Origin of the sequence: Janthinobacterium sp. GW456P, from assembly GCF_002127655.1 — a bacterium.
GTDB lineage: Bacteria > Pseudomonadota > Gammaproteobacteria > Burkholderiales > Burkholderiaceae_D > Janthinobacterium.
In genome coordinates, this window is sequence record NZ_NEHB01000046.1 from 14541 (window position 1) to 35249 (window position 20709).

Consider the following 20709-nt stretch of genomic DNA (forward strand, 5'->3'; position numbering starts at 1 on the left):
TAGCACCAGATAAGATGAGAAAACAATAAGCAGCCTATGTACACGGTCAAAGGGAAATCGAACAAGGACTATTTGCTGACGGAGCACATTCCGCTGGTGAAGCGTCTGGCGCACCATATGAAGGCGAAATTGCCGCCTTCGGTCGAGGTCGATGACCTGATCCAGGCCGGCATGATCGGCCTGCTCGATGCCATTAGCCGCTATGAAGAGACGCATGGCGCGCAGTTCGAGACGTATGCCGTGCTGCGCATCCGCGGCGCCATGCTCGACGAATTGCGCACCAGCGACTGGCTGCCGCGCAGCATGCGCCAGAACATGCGCAAGATCGAGGAAGCGATGAGCACCTTGCAGCAGCGCCTCGGCCATCCGCCGACGGAATCGGAAGTGGCGAAACTGCTCAAGATGTCGCTGGCCGACTACCAGGAAATGCTGGGCGACGGCGGCGGCCATCAGCTCGTGTATTACGAAGACTTTCATGACCCGGACGGCAATGACAGCTTCCTCGACCGCCACTGCGTGGATGAGGACAGCGACCCCTTGCGTTCCCTGCTCGATACCGATTTCCGGCAATCCGTGATCGATGCCATCGACGCGCTGCCACCACGCGAGAAAATACTCATGGGCCTGTATTACGAAGAAGAGCTGAACCTGAAGGAGATCGGCGCGGTGATGGGCGTATCCGAATCGCGCGTCTCGCAGCTGCATACCCAGGCCGTCGCGCGCCTGCGCGCAACCTTGAGGGAGCAGGCGTGGACTGGTCCAGCGTAATCGGGCTGGCGCTGGCGCTGGCGGGCCTCTTGGTCGGCCAGGCACTGGAAGGCGGCAAGATGGCCTCCCTGCTGCAGCCGGCCGCCTTTGCCATCGTCATCATCGGCACCTTCGGCGCCGTGCTGCTGCAGACGCGGTTGCGCACCTTCGTGCGCGGCCTGGAAATGCTGCGCTGGGTCTTCCTGCCGCCCGCGGACACGCGCGCCGCGCTGGCGCGCGACATCGGGCTATGGAGTCTGACGGCGCGCCGCGACGGTCCGCTGGCGCTCGAGCGCCTGATGGAAAACACGGCCGACCGCTTCAACGCCAAGGGTTTGCGCATGATCGTCGACGGCATCGCGCCCGACAAGCTGCGCCAGCTGCTCGACGTGGAAATCTCCGCCTACGAAATGGCCGAGCGCCAGGCCGTCAAGGTGTGGGAATCGGCGGCCGGCTATTCGCCCACCATCGGCATTCTGGGCGCCGTGCTGGGCCTGATCCACGTGATGGAAAACCTCACCGACCCGAGCAAACTGGGCAGCGGTATCGCCGTGGCTTTTGTTTCCACGATCTATGGCGTGGGCCTGGCCAATCTGCTGTTCCTGCCGGTGGCGAACAAGCTCAAGGCCATCGTCTCGCGCCGCGTGCTGCAGTATGAAATCACGGCCGCCGTGCTGTACGACATCGCCACGGGCGACCATACGCGCATCATCGAAGAGCGCGTGTCCAGTCTGCTTCACGAGCACTGAGCGAGCACTGACCATGATGCGGCGCGCGCGCAGGAAGTATGACGAGGAACCGGACAACCAGGACCGCTGGCTGATCTCGTACGCCGACTTCATCACTTTGCTGTTCGCCTTCTTCGTCGTGATGTACGCGATTTCGCAAGTCAACGAAGGCAAATACCGCGTCTTCCAGAATGCCATCGGCCAGGCCTTCAGCCTGGAAAAGGGCGCGCCGCCCATCATCATGGAAGCGCCGCAGGCGATCCCGCTGCCGAACCCCGCCCTGAAACGCCGCACGGAAGCCATCCGCCGCGAGCGCGAACACATGACGCGCCTGGCGCAGGACTTGACGTCGACCCTGGCGCCGCTGGTCAAGGAAGGCAAGGTGCGGGTCACGCAGACGAGCCGCGGCGTGAGCGTGGAAATCAATGCCAGCGTGCTGTTCGACCCGGGCGCGGCGCGCCTGACGACGGAATCGGACCAGGCCCTGCGCGCCGTCGCCGTGCTGCTCAAGGATGACACGCACGACGTGCAGGTGGAAGGCCATACGGACGTGCAGCCGATCAGCAATTCCAATTTTGCCTCGAACTGGGAATTGTCGGCCGCGCGCGCCAGCGCCGTGGTGCGCCTGTTCATCGCCAGCGGCGTCAAGGCGTCGCGCCTGACGGCCGTGGGCCACGCCGACAATATCCCCGTGGCGCCCAACGAAACCCCGGAAGGGCGCGCGCGCAACCGCCGGGTCGCCGTGACGATCCTCTCGGGCATCCCGGAAACGGTGACGGAAGTGCCGACGGCGCCTGTGGCGCCGGCACCGGCCGACTGACCCCCGCCGCTTGGTACAATCGCGGCCTTTCCATTCTTTTATTTCTCCGTCATGAAAAGCAGCTCCCTGGGCGGTCTCGTCTATTCCACTGAAACGGGCCGCATGTGTCCCGCCTGCCGCCAGCCGCTGGCGCAATGCGCGTGCAAGGCGCTAGCCAAGTCGGCGCCGGCGGGTGATGGCGTGGTGCGCGTGTCGCGCCAGACCAAGGGCCGCGGCGGCAAGAGCGTGACCGTGGTGAAAGGCTTGCCGCTGGACGCCATCGCGCTGGCCCTGCTGGGCAAGCAGCTGCGCACGCAATGCGGCTCGGGCGGCACGGTCAAGGATGGCGTGATCGAAGTGCAGGGCGACCATGTCGAAACGGTGATGGCGGCGCTGGCCAAGCTGGGCCACCAGCCGAAAAAGGCCGGCGGCTGAGCGTGCACAGGCGTGCGGCCCGCTGCCGTGCGCCTGTGGTAACGTGCATTTCCTTTTATGCGCCACCTCATATGAACAGCAAACTGACCGGTATCGCCATCGCCGCTGCCATCGCGGCAGTGCTGGCGCTCGTGTACTGGCCCGCACCCGATGGCGGCGCGCCGGACACTGGCGCCACCGCTGCCGCCAGCGCGCCGGCGGGACGCAGCCTGGCGTCGTATTTGAATATCGACGCCACCCCGGTCGCCGATGCCGCGCCCGTTGTCGTGTCCCTGGCACAGCGGCTCGAACGCCTGGGCGCCAGCGGCAAACCGGAGGACGCGTATGCGGCCTACAACCTGATCGACGACTGCATCGTTTTCCAGCGCGAAAGCCGCTTGCCGGGGATGGAATTCGAGTTGGGGCGCGAGATGACGGTGGGAGAAAAAACCGCCCAGCAGCAGTTGTGCGCGGGCCTGACGCAGCGCCAGCGCGAGGACCGCCTCGGCTACCTTGCCACTGCCGCGCAAGGCGGCGTGCCGGGCGCGGCTACCTTGTTCCTGTCGGAAGGCCCGTTCGGCGACCGCAGCGCGCTGCGCAACCGTCCCGATGATCCGCTGGTGCAGGCATGGAAGCGGCAAGCGATCGCCCAGCTGACGGCGCAGGCGGATGAGGCGGAACTGACCAGCGTGTCGACCCTGATGATGGCCTATCTGCGCGATGGCGACGTGGTGCAGAAAGACGCGCCGCAAGCGTATGGCTACCTGCTGGCCCTGCGCATGGTCTACGACGACATCCTCACGCCCGGCACCATGAATCCCTACCAGGACAGCTACTGGCACTGGCTGCAAAACGAGTTGACACCCGAGCAGCAGGCCGCCGCCCTGAGCAAGGCGAATGGCATCGCCGCGAAATTCCGCCAGCATACGGGCCGGCCCACGCACGGTTGAGTGCGTAGGCCAGCCCCTGCCTAGGCTGGCCCGTGCATAAGCCAGTCCGTCCAGGGCGTCGCCGCACCGGCGCCAGGTATGCCGGCTACGGCGGTGCTGGCGGGCGCCGGGTGCGGGTCAGGCAGCCGTCTTGCGGCGCCGTACGCTATACCCGATCAGCCCCAGTCCCGCCAGCAGCATGCCGTAGGTTGCCGGTTCCGGCACGGCCGTCGTGATGGAAATGTCCAGCACGGAATCGCGCACGCCGAGGCCGCTTGCCACCAGGGTATAGGTGCCAGGTCCCAGCAGGCCGTTGAAAGTCGAATGGGCAAACGCGCCCAGCACGCCGGTGAAGGTATCCGACTGCACCAGGTTATGGCTGGAGTCGAACAAGTCAATGTTGACGCCAGTCAGGCGGGGACCGAATTCGCTGGCGCCCGTGACCAGCCAGGCGGCGTTGCCCGTGAACGACTGCACGCCGGCGCCGACCGTAAACGTGGTCGTTTGCAGCAGCGAGCCGCGCTCCGTCGTGAAGGTGTCGACGAACAAGGTGTCTTGCGCCAGCAGCGGCGTGGCCACCACGGCCGTCGATACGAGATGGTTGTAGAACACGGCTTGCGTTTCGGCCTGCGCGGCTGGCGCCAGCAGGGCGCAGCCGAGCAGCAGCGCCGCGCCAGCCTTAGTTACTGAGAGAGAGTTCATATCATGCTCCTGTGTACTTGCAGTTGAAGTGGTGTGCGTCATGGTGCAGCGCAAAAGCGCAAGCTGGACGCGTGCAATGGATTAGCTATGCCTGCGGGAACGATGTTCGTGTCGGCGAGGAAAGTCCCACCATGTATTGGTGCGGCGTATGCTAGGGATTAGCATATAGTCATCATTCCCCTCAAGTTTGAGCGTGCTCAAATGTGTGGGCGTGTGAAGGAGGCGCTGTTGTTTCTGCGTGCGGCGTTGTGGAGGGAATGCGGGCATGCCGGCTCCGCCGCAGTCTCGCTGAAGGTGGGGCGGTACGTCGATAATGTTCGCGATGGCCGTGGTATGGGGCCGCTGTTCTAGACGGCGTCAGACGTGCAGCAATGGCTTATTGCTGTGCCTGTCGCTGCTGTTCCCCGCGCTGGAGGTGAAACGGGAAGACGCTTAGCCGATGACGACGCGCCGGCTGGCCGTGTTTGCCATCGGTTGGCCGCTGGGGCCGTAGAAATTGCCGCTTTGGGCAGTGGGGCGCATGGCGTTCAGGGCGCCTTGCGTGTGCAGCATGTGCTTGTTGACCAGCAGGCTGTTCAGCCGGTTCTGTTCCTTCGCTTCGCGCGTCGTCTCGAGCAGGGCTTTCCACAGGGGCGCCGCCTCGGCATCGCTGGTGCTGACCAGCCAGTCTTCCATGCCCGCTTCGGCGGCCGTGAAGCCCGCCGCCGCCAGCGCCTGGTGGCGTTGCGCCGCCAGCTGGCTCAATTGTCCGACGAGCGCCGTTTTGCGGGCCGTGAGCTCCGTGATTGCATCGATGTCAGCCGCAACCAGATGCCGCTGTTCTTCTTTCATCAATGCCAGCAATGTGGTCATGAGCTGTTGCTCGTCGCGCAGGCTGGAAAACGGAGTCACTGATTGCATGAGGTAACCTATCTATTTCGTGAGTGCAGCAAGTCCTTGACCGTGTCGAGGAGACCGTCCGCCACTTTTTCAGAGTTGACCTGGAACTGGCCGTCGGCGATCGCCAGCTTGATGCGTTCGACTTTCTTCGTGTCGAACACGGCGCCGCTGCCGGCAGTTGCACTGGCCGCTAATGCCTGTCCTTGCGGCGACAGGCGTACATTGTCCGACGTTGTCGGTGTTGCCTGGGCTTTCTCGGCATTCCGGGCGCCCGAGGTATTCGCGGGCGCCACCGGCAGGCCGGGATTGCTTTTAATGGTGTTATCGGTAATTTTCACAGCGTGATCCTCGTCTGGTCGAAGTCAAAAAACTCCGGGATATGTGTCATTATCGGCACCTTCTTCCGAAACTTTAGTGCGCAAGACCACAATATCGCTGTCCATCCGAGTTTAAAAGGCGACCTCCACCATGCCGCCAGCCCGCGCCACGCCGCTGATCTGCTGGCCGCTCTGCGTGCGTACCTGTACCGTCTGACCGTCGCCGGCGCTGCCGATGGCGCGTCCTTCTGATGCCACTTGGAAACCGTTGCCGCTGGAAACGACGCGCACCAGCTGGCCCTGCATCACCACCGGCTTGCGGCGCAGGGTGTCGAGGCGCATCGGCGTGCCTGGCGGCAAGGAAATATTCGTGCTGGCGCCCACCACCTGGGCCATGTCTGTGGCGATGCCTGCCGGCAATGCTGCCAGGTCGCCTTGCATCGTCACCAGCTGGCTGGCATCGATGGCTTGCCCTTGCGCCAGCGGCACGGCGCTGGCCACATAGTCGCCCACGACAGCCACGTTCGCCTGCAGATAGATGGTCCAGTTGGAGGGGGCCGTGCAGCGCACGCCCACGGTGGTCTTGCCCCAGGCGCGCGCGCCAGGCGCCATGAAGGCTTGCGGCGCGGGGCAGGCGGCCAGGTTCAGGCGCGGATCGACGGCGCCGACGGTGACCGTCACCTTGCCCGGCAAACCGTTGCTTTGCACCTGCAGGAATTGTTCCACGCTGTTGCGCAGCGCTTCCGGCGTCTGCCGGCCGGCGTTTTGCGCCTGCGCCAGCAGTGGCAGGACGGCAAGAGCGAAGAAGAAAGCAAGCGGTGTTTTCATGGTATAGGCCTCTGGAATAGTGCCATGATAGTGCGCGCCGCCCCGTTTGAAGCGACGATTAAGGGGTAAAAGTACGGTCTGATCCGGCGATGGTCGTGCCGGCGGGCGCCGTACTATGTTTCCTGTCATCACTATACCGCCATCCTTCCGCCATCTCAGGCGCCAGTGGCAGATCTTTCCGGAGCCTGACATGATAGGGAAACTCGACGATTACATGCGCTTCAACGAGACGGCGCTGAGCCTGCGCTCGACGCGCCAGGAATTGCTCGCCTCGAATATCGCCAATGCGGACACGCCCAACTACAAGGCGCGCGACGTCGATTTCGCCAGCGCGCTGAAGGGGGCGATGGCGCGCAAGGATGGCGTGCCGCCGGCCCTGAAGGGCACGGCGCCGCAGCATATGCCGGGCAAGGGCGTCGCCGCCGCGGTGGGAAGCAGCACGGGCGGCAGGGTCGAGACCCTGGCCGACGGCACGCCGCTGCTGTACCGCGCGCCGGCTCAGGGCGCCGTCGATGGCAACACGGTCGACATGGACCTCGAGCGCAATGCCTTTGCCGATAACGCCATCCGCTACGAGGCGGCCGTAACGTTCCTCAACTCGCAGATCAAGGGCATGCTGACGGCCATCCAGGGAGGACAATAATCATGTCGCTATTTAATATTTTCAATGTTTCCGGTTCGGCCATGAGCGCCCAGGCGCAGCGCCTGAACACGGTGGCCAGCAACCTGGCCAATGCCGACAGCGCCACCAGCGCCACGGGCGAAGCCTACCGCGCCAAGCAGGTGGTGTTCGAAGCCGTGCCCATGGCCAACGGCGCCACGGCCGTCAAGGTGCAGAAAGTGATCGAAGATCCGTCGCCGATGAAGCTGGTCTACGACCCGAAGAATCCGCTGGCCGACGAGAAGGGCTACGTCACCATGCCCAACGTGAATACGGTCGACGAGATGGTCAACATGCTGTCGGCCTCGCGCTCGTACCAGACCAACGTGGAAACCATGAACGCGGCCAAGTCGCTGCTCCTGAAAACCCTCACCATCGGCCAATAAGGCTGACTGACCATTATGGCAACCATCGATACGAGCAAAACCGTCACCACCGACCTGATGGCGACGATGAATCCGAAGAAGACGACGGCCGCGAAAGGCAGCGTCGAGGAAGAAACGAACAAATTCCTGACCCTGCTGGTGACACAGCTGCAAAACCAGGATCCGATGAACCCGCTGGACAATGCGCAGCTGACCAGCCAGTTGGCCCAGCTGTCCACGGTGACGGGTGTCAACAAGCTCAATACCACGCTGGAAACGCTCAAGACCAGCTACCAGCAAGCCGAATCCATGCAGGCGGCCAATATTATCGGCCACGGCGTCTTGACTGCAGGCAAGAGCATCAACCTGAGCAAGAGCGCGGCCCTGCTGGGCGTGGACCTGGCGACGCCGGCCGACAGCGTCAAGGTCACCATCTACAACAGTGCGGGCAAGGAAGTCCATTCCATCGACCTGGGTGCGCAGGACGCGGGTACCTTGCCGCTGGGCTGGAACGGCTCCACGGCCGAGCTCGACAAGGACGGCAAGAACATCGTGCTGCCTGACGGCGCCTATACGTTCTCGGTCGAAGCCAAGCGGGGCGGCGCCAAGCTGACCGATGCGGCGGCGCTGATGTTCGGTTCGGTCGCCAGCGTGTCGACGGGGGCCGGTGGCGTGAAGTTGAATGTGCCGGGCGTGGGCAGTATCACCATGGCCGATGTGAAACAGATTTTGTAAGCCGCTCATTTGTAGCGTAGACCCTCTACCCCTATTTTCTACCAGGAGAACACAATGTCTTTCCAACAAGGCCTGAGCGGCTTGAACGGCGCCGCCAAATCGCTGGACGTCATCGGTAACAACATCGCCAACTCGGCCACCGTGGGTTTCAAGCAATCGCAGGCGCAGTTCGCCGACATCTATGCCAACTCGCTGTATGGCGTGGGCGGCAACCAGCCCGGTATCGGCGTGTCCGTGTCGCAAGTGGCGCAGTTGTTCAACCAGGGTAACCTGGAAAGTTCGTCCAATCCGCTCGACATCGCCATCAACGGCGGCGGTTTCTTCCGCACCAGCGTGAACGGCGCCATCCAGTACTCGCGCAACGGCCAGTTCCAGGTCGACAAGAACGGTTTCATCGTCAATGCCCAGAAAGCCCAGCTGACGGGCTATCCGGCCGATGCGAACGGCAAGATCCTGGCTGGCGCCACCGTGCCGTTGCAGATCGACCCGTCCGACATGGCGCCGCAGGCGACCACCAAGGTCGATACCCAGGTCAACCTCGATTCCAATTCGGCCATGCCGACCGTGGTGCCGTTCACCGTGGGCGAGCAAAAATCGTGGACCAAGCAATTCCCCGTGCCCGTCTACGATTCGCTGGGCAACTCCCACACCATGTCCAATTTCTACGTCAAGACGGGCACCAATACCTGGGATGTTTACACGGCCACTGACGGCAAGGAAATCACCAGCGCGAAAGTGGTAGCCGCTGCGCAAACCGATGCCGCCTCGCTGGCCGCGCGCGCCGCCTATCAGGCTGCCGTCACGGCCGTGCCGCTGGTGCCCGCCAATATCACGGCCGCCGCCGTTGCCTATGGCAATGCGGCCGGTGTCGCCATACGCACCGCCGCCGCCGCTGCCGGCGCCAGCCCCGCCCAGCTGGCCGCCATCAGCGCCACCTATGGCAGCGCCGTGCCCGACGGCGTCAATTCCAGCCTCACGCCGGACCAGATCGACAGCAGGATCTCCGCGGTGACGGAAGTGCCCGCCGTGAAGTCGGCGTCGCTGGTGTTCAACAGCGTCGGCACCCTGGACAAGGCCGCCATGCTGGCCCTGACGCCGCCGCAAACCCTGCCGGTGACGGTCAACCTGCCCGTCTTCCCCGCGACGGGCGCGAACGCCAACCTGGCGATCAAGGTTGACTTTACCAATTCGACCCAGCTCAGTTCGTCCACCAGCGAAAAGCGCACCGTGGCCGATGGCTATGCGGCCGGCCAGCTGGACCGTTTCGTCGTGGGTTCCGATGGCGTGATCCAGGGCCAGTATAACAATGGCAAGACGCGCGACCTGGGCCAGGTGGTGCTGACCAAGTTCTCCAATCCGAATGGCCTTGAGCCGCTGGGCAACAATGCCTGGGCGGAAAGCTCGACCTCGGGCAGCCCGATGACGGGCGAGCCGAGCTCGGGCGGCCTGGGCGACTTGCGCGCCTCGGCCGTGGAAGTGTCGAACGTGGACCTGACGGCGGAACTGGTCAACATGATCACGGCCCAGCGCGCCTACCAGGCGAATGCGCAGACCATCAAGACGCAGGATTCGGTTTTGCAGACCTTAGTCAACCTCCGCTAATAAGTTGACCGGGGGCCTATGCCCCCGATTTTATTGTTGGTTTGGGAGAATTAAAAAATGGACCGTCTCATCTACACCGCCGGCTCGGGCGCCAAGCACATTCTGGACAAGCAGGCGACCACGGCGAACAACCTGGCGAACGCCACCAGCACGGGTTTCCGCGCCCAGCTCGACTCGTTCCGCGCCGTGCCCGTGGTGGCCGACGGCATGATGCCGACGCGCGCCTTCGTCGTCGATTCGACGGTCGGTTCCGACTTCACGCAAGGCCCGATGCAGCACACGGGCCGTGCGCTCGACGTGGCCGTGGAAAACGGCGGCTGGATCGCGGTGCAGTCGGCCGACGGTTCCGAAGCCTACACGCGCAACGGCGCCTTGAAGCTCAATGAAAACGGCATGCTGCAGACGCAGTCGGGCCTGATGGTGCAGGGCGATACTGGCCCCATGGCCATTCCGCCCGGCGTGACGGTGGCCATCGCCAGCGACGGCACGGTGGGCACGATATCGACGGACGTGCCGCCGGGGCCATCGACGGTGCTGGGCCGCATCAAGCTGGTCAATCCGCCCGAGCAGCAGCTGGTGCGCGGCGACGACGGCCTGTTCCGCCTGAAGGATGGCACCGTCGCGCAGGCCGACCAGGCCGTCAAGCTGACCACCGGGGCCCTGGAAGGCAGCAATGTCAGTCCCGTCGACTCCATGGTCAGCATGATCGCCCTGGCGCGCCAGTTCGAAACGCAAATGAGTTTGTTGAAGAATGCCGAGAATAACGCGGCGAAAGCCACCCAGATCCTCGCTTTGAATTGATGGGGACCACCGCATAATGGTCACATAGAAATAGTCTACAGGGCTGGTTAGCGCTGTTATTGGAGAAAAAACATGATTCGTTCCCTTTGGATAGCCAAGACCGGCCTGGAAGCGCAGCAGACGCAGATGGACGTGATCGCCAATAACCTGGCCAACGTCAGCACCACGGGCTTCAAGAAGTCGCGCGCGGTGTTTGAAGACTTGCTGTATCAAAATGTGCGTCAGCCGGGCGCGCAATCGTCGCAGCAGACCCAGCTGCCATCGGGCTTGCAGATCGGCACGGGCGTACGCACCGTGGCTACCGAACGCATCCATACGCAGGGCAATCCCCAGGCGTCGGGCAATTCACGCGACGTGATGGTCAACGGCACGGGCTTCTTTCAGGTGCTGCTGCCGGACGGCGCCACCGCCTACACGCGCGACGGCTCCTTCCAGACCGATGCCAACGGCCAGCTCGTCACTTCCGAAGGCTTCGTCATCCAGCCCGCCATCACCGTGCCGACGAATGCGCTGAGCCTGACCGTGGCGCGTGACGGCACCGTCTCCGTCACCTTGCCCAACACTGTTGCTCCATCGCAAATCGGTTCGCTGCAGCTGACCACCTTCGTCAATCCGGCCGGCCTGGAATCGAAGGGCGAAAACCTGTACATGGAAACGGGCGCCTCCGGCGTGGCGCAGACCAACACCCCGGGCACCAACGGCGCCGGCGTGCTGATGCAGGGCTACATCGAGACGTCGAACGTCAACGTGGCCGAGGAAATGGTCAACATGATCCAGACGCAGCGCGCCTACGAGATCAACAGCAAGGCCATCACCACATCCGATCAAATGCTGCAGAAATTGTCGCAACTTTAATTTTCATCGTCGTCATGCCATCCGCCGCCGGATGGCAGCGGAGGTTCGTCATGCAATACCCCATCATCGCCCTGTTGTCCGCAGTCCTGCTGTCCGGCTGCGCCATCACGCCCACTTCGATCGTGCAATACCCGACCACCACGCGCGCGCCGATGCCCGAACCCGTGGTCGCCAACAACGGTGCCATCTACCAGCCGTCGACCTACCGTCCCGCCTTCGAAGACCGCCGCGCGCGCCATGTGGGCGACACCATGACGATCGCCATCACCGAGCGCACGAACGCCGTCAAGGCGGGCGCCAGTTCCGGCAACAAGTCGGGCAGCGTGGGCTTTTCCACGCCCGGCTTCGCCCAGGGCCGTTTCGGCGGCACCGTGGCGGCGAATGGCGCGACGAAATTTGCCGATGGCGACAACCAGTCCGCCAGCAACACCTTTTCCGGCGTGATCGGCGTGACGGTGATCGAAGTATTGCCAAATGGCAACCTGATCGTCGCCGGCGAGAAACAGATCGCCATGAACAAGGGCACGGAATTCATCCGCTTCTCGGGCATGGTCAATCCGGATACGATCGGCACGGGCAACGTCGTGCCATCGACCCAGGTGGCCGACGCGCGCGTCGAGTACCGCACCAACAGCCAGATCGACCGCGCCGAAATGGCCTCGATGGCGTCGCGCTTCTTCCTCAGCCTGCTGCCATTCTGATCATGGCTAAATTGACTCTTTCCCGCTTCGCCGCCATTCTTGGCCTGGCCGTTTCCCTGCTGGCGCCCGTGGCGCAGGCCGAGCGCATCAAGGACCTGGCCAGCATCGCCGGCGTGCGCCAGAATCAGCTGATGGGCTATGGCCTCGTCGTCGGCCTCGACGGCAGCGGCGACCAGACCACGCAAACGCCATTCACCATCCAGAGCGTGGCGGCGATGCTGCAGCAGCAGGGCATTAACTTGCCACAAGGCACCAGTTTGCAGCTGAAAAACGTGGCCGCCGTGATGGTGACGACGGCCTTGCCCGCGTTTGCCCAGCCGGGCCAGCTGCTCGACGTGACGGTCTCGTCGATGGGCAATGCGAAAAGCTTGCGCGGCGGCACTTTATTGATGACGCCATTGAAGGGCGCCGACGGCCAGGTGTACGGCATGGCGCAGGGCAATGTGCTGGTGGGCGGCGTGGGCGCGCAGGCGGCCGGCAGCTCCGTCGTCATTAATCACCTGAGCGTGGGCCGCATCTCGGGCGGCGCCACGGTCGAGCGCAGCGTGCCTTCGGCGCTGGGTGCCAACAACACGATCCGCCTGGAATTGAACGCCACCGATTTTGCCACCGCCAGCCGCGTGGTCGACGCCATCAACAGCCGCTACGGCGCCGGCACGGCCGCCGCGCTGGACGGGCGCGTGATCCAGGTGCAGTCGCCGGGCGGCAGCGACCAGCGCGTGTCCTTTTTGGGCCAGCTGGAAAGCATCGAAGTCAATCCGGCCCGCCTGGCGGCCAAGGTCATCATGAATGCGCGCACCGGTTCCGTCGTGATGAACCAGTCCGTGACCCTGGAAACGTGCGCCATTTCGCATGGCAACCTGTCCGTCACCATCAATGCCGAGCCGCAGGTGAGTCAGCCGCCACCGCTGTCGGGCGGACGCACGGTGGTCACGCAGACGGCGCAGATCGATATCAAGAAGGAGCCGGGCAAGGTCATGCTGGTCAAGGGCGGCGCTTCGCTGTCCGACGTGGTCAAGGCCCTCAATGCCATCGGCGCCTCGCCGCAAGACTTGCTGGCCATCCTGCAGGCGATGAAGGCGGCAGGTTCGCTGCGCGCCGAACTCGAAATCATTTGATGGACACGCCATGATCAGCCAAACCGACCTCAGCAATACCGCCGCCTATGACGTCAAGGGCATGGATGGCTTGCGCCAGTCCGCCAAGGCGAAGGACCCCGCCGCCCTGAAAGAGGCGGCCACGCAATTCGAAGCCATGTTCATCAACATGATGATGAAAAGCATGCGCGAGGCCACGCCGCAGGACGGCATCATGGATAGCCAGCAGAGCAAGATGTACACCTCGATGCTGGACCAGCAGACGAGCCAGAACCTGGCCAAGCGGGGCACGGGCCTGGCGGACGTGCTGATCCGCCAGCTGTCGTCCTCGAACCAGGCGCTGGCCGCCGACGGCGCCGAAGCGCCGTCGCCCCGCTCGTCGAGCATGGCGCAGGCCCTGGCCGCGTTCCGCCAGCAGCAGGGCGCGCTGACCGAGGGTGCAGGCAGCGCCGCCGCCGGCAAGACCCTGAGCGACAAGGCCAACGCCACGCAGGCGCCGCACGTGCGCGCCTTCCAGGAAAAGCTGGGCGTGCATGCGGAAGAAGCGAGCCGCGCCACCGGCATCCCGGCCAAGTTCATGCTGGGCCAGGCGGCGCTGGAAACGGGCTGGGGCAAGCGCGAAATCATCAGCCGCGACGGCAGCAGCAGCCACAACCTGTTCGGCATCAAGGCGTCGAGCGACTGGAAGGGCAAGGTCACGGAAGCCGTCACCACGGAATATGTAAATGGCAAGGCGCAGCGCAAGGTGGAAAAATTCCGCGCCTACGACAGCTACGCGGACAGCTTCAAGGATTATGCGCAGTTGATTACCAACAACAAGCGCTACGAAAAAGTGCTGGCCAGCGCGGGCGACGCCAGCACGTTTGCCCAGGGCTTGCAAAAGGCCGGCTACGCGACGGACCCGAATTACGCTGCCAAATTGACAAAGATTATCAAGAATTCGCTGGTCGGTTAGTCCGCCTCCATACCCTTGTGCAGGCTGCGCGCTTCAAGTTTTCGCCGCGGCTGCCGTAAATACATTTGACGGTAACCAATAAGACACCATGACTTCGAATCTCCTCAGCATCGGTAAGAGCGGTTTGCTTGCAGCGCAGGTGGGCCTGTCGACGACCGGGCATAACATCACCAACGCCAACGTGGCCGGCTACAACCGCCAGGTGGTGCTGCAGCAGACGTCGCAGTCCAACTTTGCCGGCTATGGCTTTGTCGGCACGGGCACGGAAGTGTCGCAGATCAAGCGCCAGTACGACAGCTTCATGGCCACGCAGGTCAATGCCGCGCAAAGCGCGACCAGTGCGCTCGACACCTATTACACGCAGATCAGCCAGATCGACAATCTGCTGGCCGATCCCACGGCCGGTCTGTCGCCCGCCATGCAGGATTTCTTCAAGGGCGTGCAGGATTTCAGTTCCAATCCCTCGTCGGTCGCGTCGCGCCAGGCGCTGCTGTCGAGCGCCGGCTCGCTCGCTTCGCGCTTTCAGGGGCTGAGCGCGCGTCTGACGGAGATCGGTGACGGCGTCAATTCGCAGATCACGTCGAATGTGACGGTGATCAATACCTATGCCAAGCAGCTCGCCGAGCTGAACAAGTCGATTTCCCAGTTGTCGGTCGATGCCAGCAACCAGCCCAACGATCTGCTGGACCAGCGCGACCAGCTGATCACGGAATTGAACAAATATGTGAAGGCGACGGTGCAGCCGGCCGCCAACAATACCGTCACCATTTCCATCGGCGCCGGTCAGCCCCTGGTGGTGGCGGACCGCAGCTTCGAGCTGGCGGCCACGCCTTCGCGGACGGACCCGAACCGCATCGAGGTGGGCTATGTCACGGGCAGTACCGTCACCGTGCTGCCGGACAGCTCCCTGACCGGCGGTTCGCTGGGCGGCTTGCTGGAATTTCGCAGCGGTACCCTGGACAATGTCCAGAACTCGCTGGGCAAGGTGGCCATCGCGCTGGCCAGCACCTTCAACGACCAGCACAAGCTGGGCCAGGACTTGAATGGCGCCATGGGCGGCGACTTTTTCAAGATACCCGACCCCGTGATCGGTGCCGACCGCGGCAACAACACCAGCAGCACCACGGTGCTGTCGGCCAAGGTCAGCGACCCGACCAAGCTGACGGCCAGCGATTACAGTCTGAAATACGACGGCAGCAACTATGTGGTAACGCGCGAATCCGACGGCACGCACACCATCATCAATCCGTATCCGCAAACGGGGCCGCAAACCATCGACGGCGTCGATTTCTCGATCTCGGGCACGGCCGCCCAAGGCGACAACTACGTCATCAAGCCGACGGCGAATGGCGCGGCCGGACTGAACGTGCTGATCACCGACCGCAACAAGATCGCGGCCGCCGCGCCGATCGCCACGTCGGCGCCGGTGGCCAATACGGGTTCCGGCAAGCTCAGCGCCGGCTCCGTCGACAAGGCCTACCTGACGCCGGGCAATGCCCTGACCGGTCCCCTGACCTTGACGTATGACAAGGCGACCACCTCGCTGACGGGTTTCCCGGCGGGCCAGGCGGTGACGGTCAAGGGCTTGAACGGCACGACCACGACCTATCCGGCCGGCACGGCGAACATCCCCTACACGGAAGGCGACAACTTCAGCTTTGGCGGCATCAATGTCAGCATGACGGGCACGCCGGCGCAGGGCGATACCTTCGTCATCAAGCCCAATACGGGCGGCGTGGGCGACAACCGCAATGCCGCGCTGCTGGCCGGCTTGCAGACGAAGAATATCCTCGATGGCGGCAATGCCACGTTCCAGGGTTCGTATGCGCAAACCGTCAGCTTCGTGGGCAACAAGACGCGCGAAGTACAGGTGAGCGGCCTGGCCAGCCTGGCCTTGCTGCAGCAGGTCAGCACCCAGCAGCAGGCCGTTTCCGGCGTCAACCTCGATGAAGAGGCGGCCAACCTGCTGCGTTACCAGCAGTCCTATCAGGCGTGCGGCAAGGTCATGCAGATCGCCAGCACCCTGTTCGACGTGGTCATCGGCCTGGGACGTTAATCAATTTTTGCCGCGACGCAGCGCGCGGCGGCTTTCTGGAAGGGCAGCATCATGCGCATCAGCACACGAATGATTTATGACCAGGGCAGCTCGCAGCTGAACAATCTGCAGGGCGCCTTGAACCGTACGCAGATGCAGCTGTCGGCGAACCGCCGCAACCTGACGCCGGCCGACGATCCGATCGCCTCGGCGCGCGCGCTGGAAGTGACGCAGTCGCAATCGATCAACACCCAGTTCGTGACGAACCGTTCGAATGCGAAGAACTTCCTGTCGCAGGAAGAGCTGGCGCTGGCCAGCACCACCTCGCTGATCGCCGACGTGAAGGACCTGGTGCTCAAGGCCGGTAACCCTTCCCTGAAGGATGTCGACCGCGATACCCTGGCAAGGGAGCTGGAAGGCCGGCTGACCGACTTGCTGGGCATCGCGAATACGGCCGACGGCGCGGGCGGCTACCTGTTTTCCGGCTACAAATCCACGACCCAGCCGTTCAGCCAGACGCCGACGGGCGCCAGCTATGTGGGCGACCAGGGACAGCGCGAATTGCAGGTGGGTTCGGCGCGCTACCTGGCCACCAGCGATTCCGGCGCCACCGTGTTTGAAAACAACCTGACGGGCAACGGCAAGTTCACGACGGCCGCCGCTACCGCCAACTTCACGCGCGGCGGCTCGGGCGTGATTTCGGGCGGCACGGTGACGGACCCGTCGGCATTGACGGGGCACAAGTATTCGATCGACTTCAAGGTGACGGGCACGGGAACGGACGCCGTCACCACCTATACCGTCACCGACGCCACCCTGGGCCAGACGGTGCCCAATCCTGCCGTGCCCATCCCCTACAAGGCGGGCGACGCCATCACCTTCGACGGCCAGCAAGTGAACATCACGGGCAAGCCGGCCGACCAGGACAGCTTTACCCTGGAGCCGAGCGCCAAGGAATCGTTGTTTACCACCGTGAAAAACCTGATCGGCGTGCTGCGCCAGCCTGGCAGCGGCGATGCGGGCCAGGCGCGCCTGACGAACGGCTTGAACGCCGCGCACAATATTCTCGACACGGCCTATGACAATGTGCTGTCCGTGCGCGCCGATGTCGGTTCCCGCATGAAGGAACTCGATTACCTCGACAGCGCCGGCGACGATCTCGACATCCAGTACGCCACCACGCTGTCGGACCTGCAAGACCTGGACATGGTGAAAGCCATTTCCACCTTCAGCCAGCAGCAAGTGACCCTGCAGGCGGCGCAAAAATCGTTCACTTCGATCTCCGGCTTGTCGTTGTTCAATTACATCAACTGACGCACCGGCATCCGTGCTCAGCCGTCTTGAGCGCGACGGCCCCGCCACCGCCAGCAGCCTGGCGCGCGCCGAAGGCATGCGGCCCCAATCGATGGCCGCCACCGTGCAAGCCTTGACGCAAGCGCGGATGGTGGCGGGCTCGCCCGATCCGCTCGATGGCAGGCAGACGCTGTTGACCCTGACGGACAGCTGCCGTGCCTGGATCGCGGCGAGCCGCGCCGCACGCGAGGACTGGCTGGCGCGCACCATCGAAACCCGGCTCACGCCGGCCGAAGTCACCGAGCTGGACAAAGCGGTGGCATTACTCAAACGCTTGGCGGAGTGATCCGCTGAATTTTTCACCACGACCCCGGCAAGGAGCCCGCACGCCCAGATGAACAACACCTTCCGTTCGCTACGCATTCCCAATTACCGTATCTGGGCCGGCGGTGCCCTCGTGTCGAATATCGGCACGTGGATGCAGCGCACGGCGCAGGATTGGCTGGTGCTGAGCGAATTGACGCAGCACAATGCCAGCGCGGTCGGCATCGTCATGGCCTTGCAGTTCGGCCCGCAACTGCTGTTGCTGCCCCTGACGGGCATGGCGGCCGACCTGCTCGACCGCAGGAAGCTGCTGCTGTGCACGCAGGCGGCCATGGGTTTGCTGGCGCTGGGACTCGGGATGTTGTGCATCAGCGGCCTGGTACAACTGTGGCATGTGTATGTGTTCGCCTTTCTGCTGGGCTGCGTGACGGCCTTCGATTCGCCCGTGCGCCAGACTTTCGTGGCTGAAATCGTCGGCGAGGAAGATTTGACGAATGCCGTGGCGCTCAATTCCACCTCGTTCAATGCGGCGCGCATGCTGGGCCCGGCCGTGGCGGGACTCTTGATCAGCAGCGTCGGCAGCGGCTGGGTCTTCATCATCAATGCCGTCTCGTTTGCGGCCGTGATCGGTTCGCTGTTGCTGCTGCGCGTGGAACTGCTGCGCCGCGCGCCGCGCGTCAAGGCCACGCGCGCCAGCCTGGGCGAGGGTTTCCGCTACGTGCGCCAGCGGCCCGACCTGATGGCCATCCTGCTGATGCTGTTCCTGATCGGCACCTTCGGCCTGAACTTCCCCATCTTCCTGTCGACCATGTCGGTGACGGCCTTCCATGCGGGCGCCGGCCAGTATGGCGTGCTCAGCTCCGTGATGGCGTGCGGCTCCGTGGCCGGCGCCCTGCTGGCGGCGGGGCGGGGCCAGCCCACCTTGGCCTTGCTGCTGGGGGCGGCCGCGCTGTTCGGCCTGGCCTGCGCGCTGGCCGCCGTGATGCCCAATTACTGGCTGTTCGGCATGATGCTGGTGCTCATCGGCATCGCCGCGCAAACGTTTACCACCAGCGTCAACAGCAGCGTGCAACTGTCGACGGCGCCCGCCATGCGGGGCCGCGTGATGGCCATCCTTTTGGCGATCTCGGCGGGTGGCACGCCGCTGGGCGCGCCTATCGTGGGCTGGGTGGCCGACACCTTCGGCCCGCGCTGGGCGCTGGGCATAGGCGCCCTGTCGGGCCTGGCGGCCGCCCTCGTCGGCGTGCGCTACCTGGTCAAGCATCACCAGTTGCGCCTGAACGTCGACCTGCGGCGCTGGCGCTTCGCGTTCAGCAGCGACCAGCCCTGAAGCGGCCAGTCAGGGCGGCAGCAGGCCCGTGCGGGCGGCGGCCAGGATGGCGCCGCTCAAGCCGTCGAGCAGGCCGGACGCGGCGCGCGCCGTATGCCAGTGCAGGGCGACATCGAGCGGGGTATCCGGCAGCAGTTCGACCAGGCTGCCATTGTCAAGATGCGGCTGGATCAGCGCCTGCGGGTGCAAGCCCCAGCCCATGCCGGCCAGGCCGGCCGTGACGAAGGCATGCGACGAGGGCAAGGCATGGCGCGGCAGCTCCACGTGCCGGTGGCACAGGCGCCGCACCCAGCGCGCCTGCAGCTCGTCCTTGGCATTGAAGACGAGGCTGGGCGCCAGCGCCAGGCTGGCGGCGCCGACGCCCAGGGAAAAATACCGTTGCATGAAGGCGGGACTGGCGGCCGCCAGGTAGCGCATGGCGCCCAGCGGGCGGCTGTTGCAGCCCGATGCGGGCCGGGCCGTGGCGCTGACGGCGGCCAGCACGGCGCCGCTGCGCAGCCATTCGGCCGTATGGTCCTGGTCGTCGACGGCCACTTGCAGCAGCACCGGGTGCCCGGCCGCGAAGGCGGCGATGGCGGGCGCCAGCCAGGTGGCCAGGCTGTCTGCATTCACGGCGACGGGCACGCTGGCGCGCGTGGGGCCCTGCGCTGTCTGCGCCAGCGCCGGCAAGGCGCCCTGCAAATCCTGTTCGAGCAGCTGCACCTGGTCCACGTGCCGGCACAGGCGCCGTCCCGTTTCCGTGGCGCGGCAGGGCTGGTCGCGTATCACCAGCGCGCAGCCGACGCGTTCTTCCAGCAGGCGGATGCGCTGCGAAATGGCCGATGGCGTCACGTGCAAGGCGCGCGCCGCGCGCTCGAAACTGCCTTCGCGGATCACGGCGGCCAGGGCGGCGAGGGCGGCATAATCGAGCATGAATGAAGTTTTCCTTAATTTACTGTAGTAAAGGTAGTTTGCCTTCATTGCGTGCGGCTGGCAAGATCGCCGCATGATACTCTCGACCGCCACCACCCCACCCGTTTTTTCCGTCTTTCTCCAGGGCTTGAGCCTGGGCCTGGGACTCATCGTTGCCATCGGCTCGCAAAATGCCTTTGTTCTGCGGCAAGGCTTGCGCCGCGAACATGTGGGTGCCATCGTGCTGTTTTGCGCGCTGGCCGACGCGGCCCTGATTGCCGCCGGCGTGCTGGGCATGGCTCATGCGCTGGGCCAGCGCCCCTTGCTGGCCAATGTCCTGGCGCTGGGTGGTGCCGTTTTCCTGGCCGTCTACGGTTGGCAAGCGCTGCGGCGCGCGCGCCGGCCGCAGCAGCTGCGCGCGGCCGAAGGCGGTGCCGGGCTGGCGCTGGGCGCCATCCTGGCCCAGGCGGCCGCATTTACCTTGCTCAATCCCCATGTCTATCTGGATACGGTATTGCTGGTGGGAAGCATCGGCGCCCAGCAGCCGGGCGCGCTGCGCGGCTGGTTTATTGTTGGCGCCAGCGCGGCCAGCCTGCTGTGGTTCGCCTCGCTGGGCTATGGCGCGCGCTGGCTGGCGCCGTGGTTTGCGCGGCCCCGGGCCTGGCAAGTGCTCGATGGCGTGATCGGCGTGACCATGTTCGTGCTGTCGGCGCTGCTGTTG

At 64.3% G+C, this 20709-nt stretch carries 23 protein-coding genes and 1 pseudogene; 19 read left to right on the forward strand and 5 right to left on the reverse strand.

The features are described from left to right. The first annotated feature begins 36 nt into the window (after positions 1–36). The 5 genes from CBW66_RS27020 to CBW66_RS27040 all read left to right on the forward strand — a co-directional run bounded on the left by CBW66_RS27020 (position 37) and on the right by CBW66_RS27040 (position 3638). Positions 37–768 (forward strand): RNA polymerase sigma factor FliA, encoded by a 732-nt coding sequence (locus CBW66_RS27020; protein WP_010400804.1) that lies wholly within the window; start codon positions 37–39, stop codon positions 766–768. Then, positions 750–1496: a flagellar motor protein gene (locus CBW66_RS27025; protein WP_086140892.1), complete on the forward strand. Its 747-nt coding sequence runs from the start codon at positions 750–752 to the stop codon at positions 1494–1496. The genes CBW66_RS27020 and CBW66_RS27025 overlap by 19 nt, the downstream gene beginning before the upstream one ends. Positions 1497–1512: 16 nt before the next feature. Then, positions 1513–2295, forward strand: coding sequence for a flagellar motor protein MotD (gene motD, locus CBW66_RS27030; RefSeq protein WP_086140910.1), 783 nt, complete (start codon positions 1513–1515; stop codon positions 2293–2295). A gap of 51 nt (positions 2296–2346) precedes the next feature. After that, positions 2347–2709, forward strand: a complete 363-nt coding sequence (locus CBW66_RS27035; protein ID WP_086140893.1) for a translation initiation factor Sui1 — start codon at positions 2347–2349, stop codon at positions 2707–2709. A gap of 71 nt (positions 2710–2780) precedes the next feature. After that, the gene (locus tag CBW66_RS27040; protein ID WP_086140894.1) at positions 2781–3638 is read left to right on the forward strand and encodes a hypothetical protein; all 858 of its coding nucleotides are present in this window, start codon (positions 2781–2783) and stop codon (positions 3636–3638) included. A gap of 117 nt (positions 3639–3755) precedes the next feature. On the opposite strand, the gene CBW66_RS27045 is transcribed toward CBW66_RS27040, so the two are convergent. From CBW66_RS27045 to flgA, 4 genes are all read right to left on the reverse strand, one after another. Next, on the reverse strand, positions 3756–4319 hold the full coding sequence (locus CBW66_RS27045; RefSeq protein WP_139841812.1) for an FxDxF family PEP-CTERM protein: 564 nt from the start codon (positions 4317–4319) through the stop codon (positions 3756–3758). Positions 4320–4751: 432 nt separating this feature from the next. Next, positions 4752–5219 carry a flagella synthesis protein FlgN gene (locus CBW66_RS27050; protein ID WP_070220165.1) on the reverse strand — a complete coding sequence of 156 codons (468 nt, stop codon included), beginning with the start codon at positions 5217–5219 and terminating at the stop codon, positions 4752–4754. 8 nt (positions 5220–5227) lie between these two features. Then, positions 5228–5536, reverse strand: a complete 309-nt coding sequence (flgM, locus tag CBW66_RS27055; protein WP_034754089.1) for a flagellar biosynthesis anti-sigma factor FlgM — start codon at positions 5534–5536, stop codon at positions 5228–5230. A gap of 111 nt (positions 5537–5647) precedes the next feature. Continuing rightward, on the reverse strand, positions 5648–6343 hold the full coding sequence (flgA, locus tag CBW66_RS27060; protein WP_086140896.1) for a flagellar basal body P-ring formation chaperone FlgA: 696 nt from the start codon (positions 6341–6343) through the stop codon (positions 5648–5650). Positions 6344–6533: 190 nt separating this feature from the next. Between flgA and flgB the strand changes: the two genes are divergently transcribed. The 13 genes and pseudogenes from flgB to CBW66_RS27125 all read left to right on the forward strand — a co-directional run bounded on the left by flgB (position 6534) and on the right by CBW66_RS27125 (position 19097). Next, on the forward strand, positions 6534–6986 hold the full coding sequence (gene flgB / locus CBW66_RS27065) for a flagellar basal body rod protein FlgB (protein ID WP_086140897.1): 453 nt from the start codon (positions 6534–6536) through the stop codon (positions 6984–6986). Positions 6987–6988: 2 nt separating this feature from the next. Continuing rightward, on the forward strand, positions 6989–7390 hold the full coding sequence (gene flgC / locus CBW66_RS27070; RefSeq protein ID WP_034754081.1) for a flagellar basal body rod protein FlgC: 402 nt from the start codon (positions 6989–6991) through the stop codon (positions 7388–7390). A gap of 15 nt (positions 7391–7405) precedes the next feature. Then, positions 7406–8104 carry a flagellar hook assembly protein FlgD gene (locus CBW66_RS27075; RefSeq protein WP_086140898.1) on the forward strand — a complete coding sequence of 233 codons (699 nt, stop codon included), beginning with the start codon at positions 7406–7408 and terminating at the stop codon, positions 8102–8104. A gap of 54 nt (positions 8105–8158) precedes the next feature. Further along, on the forward strand, positions 8159–9706 hold the full coding sequence (locus tag CBW66_RS27080) for a flagellar hook protein FlgE (RefSeq protein ID WP_086140899.1): 1548 nt from the start codon (positions 8159–8161) through the stop codon (positions 9704–9706). 57 nt (positions 9707–9763) lie between these two features. Continuing rightward, positions 9764–10507, forward strand: coding sequence for a flagellar basal body rod protein FlgF (locus tag CBW66_RS27085; protein WP_034787153.1), 744 nt, complete (start codon positions 9764–9766; stop codon positions 10505–10507). A 72-nt stretch (positions 10508–10579) separates the two neighbouring features. Further along, positions 10580–11362 (forward strand): flagellar basal-body rod protein FlgG, encoded by a 783-nt coding sequence (flgG, locus tag CBW66_RS27090; RefSeq protein WP_076568129.1) that lies wholly within the window; start codon positions 10580–10582, stop codon positions 11360–11362. A gap of 50 nt (positions 11363–11412) precedes the next feature. Then, positions 11413–12063 (forward strand): flagellar basal body L-ring protein FlgH, encoded by a 651-nt coding sequence (locus CBW66_RS27095; RefSeq protein WP_086140900.1) that lies wholly within the window; start codon positions 11413–11415, stop codon positions 12061–12063. A 2-nt stretch (positions 12064–12065) separates the two neighbouring features. Further along, entirely contained in the window at positions 12066–13181 is a 1116-nt protein-coding gene (locus tag CBW66_RS27100; RefSeq protein ID WP_086140901.1) for a flagellar basal body P-ring protein FlgI, read from the forward strand. Between the two features lie 10 nt (positions 13182–13191). Next, positions 13192–14115 (forward strand): flagellar assembly peptidoglycan hydrolase FlgJ, encoded by a 924-nt coding sequence (flgJ, locus tag CBW66_RS27105; RefSeq protein WP_086140902.1) that lies wholly within the window; start codon positions 13192–13194, stop codon positions 14113–14115. 88 nt (positions 14116–14203) lie between these two features. After that, the gene (flgK, locus tag CBW66_RS27110) at positions 14204–16171 is read left to right on the forward strand and encodes a flagellar hook-associated protein FlgK (RefSeq protein ID WP_086140903.1); all 1968 of its coding nucleotides are present in this window, start codon (positions 14204–14206) and stop codon (positions 16169–16171) included. 51 nt (positions 16172–16222) lie between these two features. Further along, positions 16223–17464, forward strand: coding sequence for a flagellar hook-associated protein FlgL (gene flgL, locus CBW66_RS27115; protein WP_170933121.1), 1242 nt, complete (start codon positions 16223–16225; stop codon positions 17462–17464). Positions 17465–17477: 13 nt separating this feature from the next. Then, a pseudogene (locus CBW66_RS27120) lies at positions 17478–17789 on the forward strand (MarR family winged helix-turn-helix transcriptional regulator); the annotation flags it as partial. A gap of 48 nt (positions 17790–17837) precedes the next feature. Continuing rightward, positions 17838–19097: an MFS transporter gene (locus CBW66_RS27125; RefSeq protein WP_086140906.1), complete on the forward strand. Its 1260-nt coding sequence runs from the start codon at positions 17838–17840 to the stop codon at positions 19095–19097. Positions 19098–19106: 9 nt separating this feature from the next. Here CBW66_RS27125 and CBW66_RS27130 read toward each other — a convergent pair whose 3' ends face one another. After that, on the reverse strand, positions 19107–20009 hold the full coding sequence (locus CBW66_RS27130; RefSeq protein WP_086140907.1) for a LysR family transcriptional regulator ArgP: 903 nt from the start codon (positions 20007–20009) through the stop codon (positions 19107–19109). Between the two features lie 73 nt (positions 20010–20082). Between CBW66_RS27130 and CBW66_RS27135 the strand changes: the two genes are divergently transcribed. Continuing rightward, a partial coding sequence (locus CBW66_RS27135) for a LysE/ArgO family amino acid transporter (protein WP_086153689.1) occupies positions 20083–20709 on the forward strand: 627 nt, incomplete at its 3' end.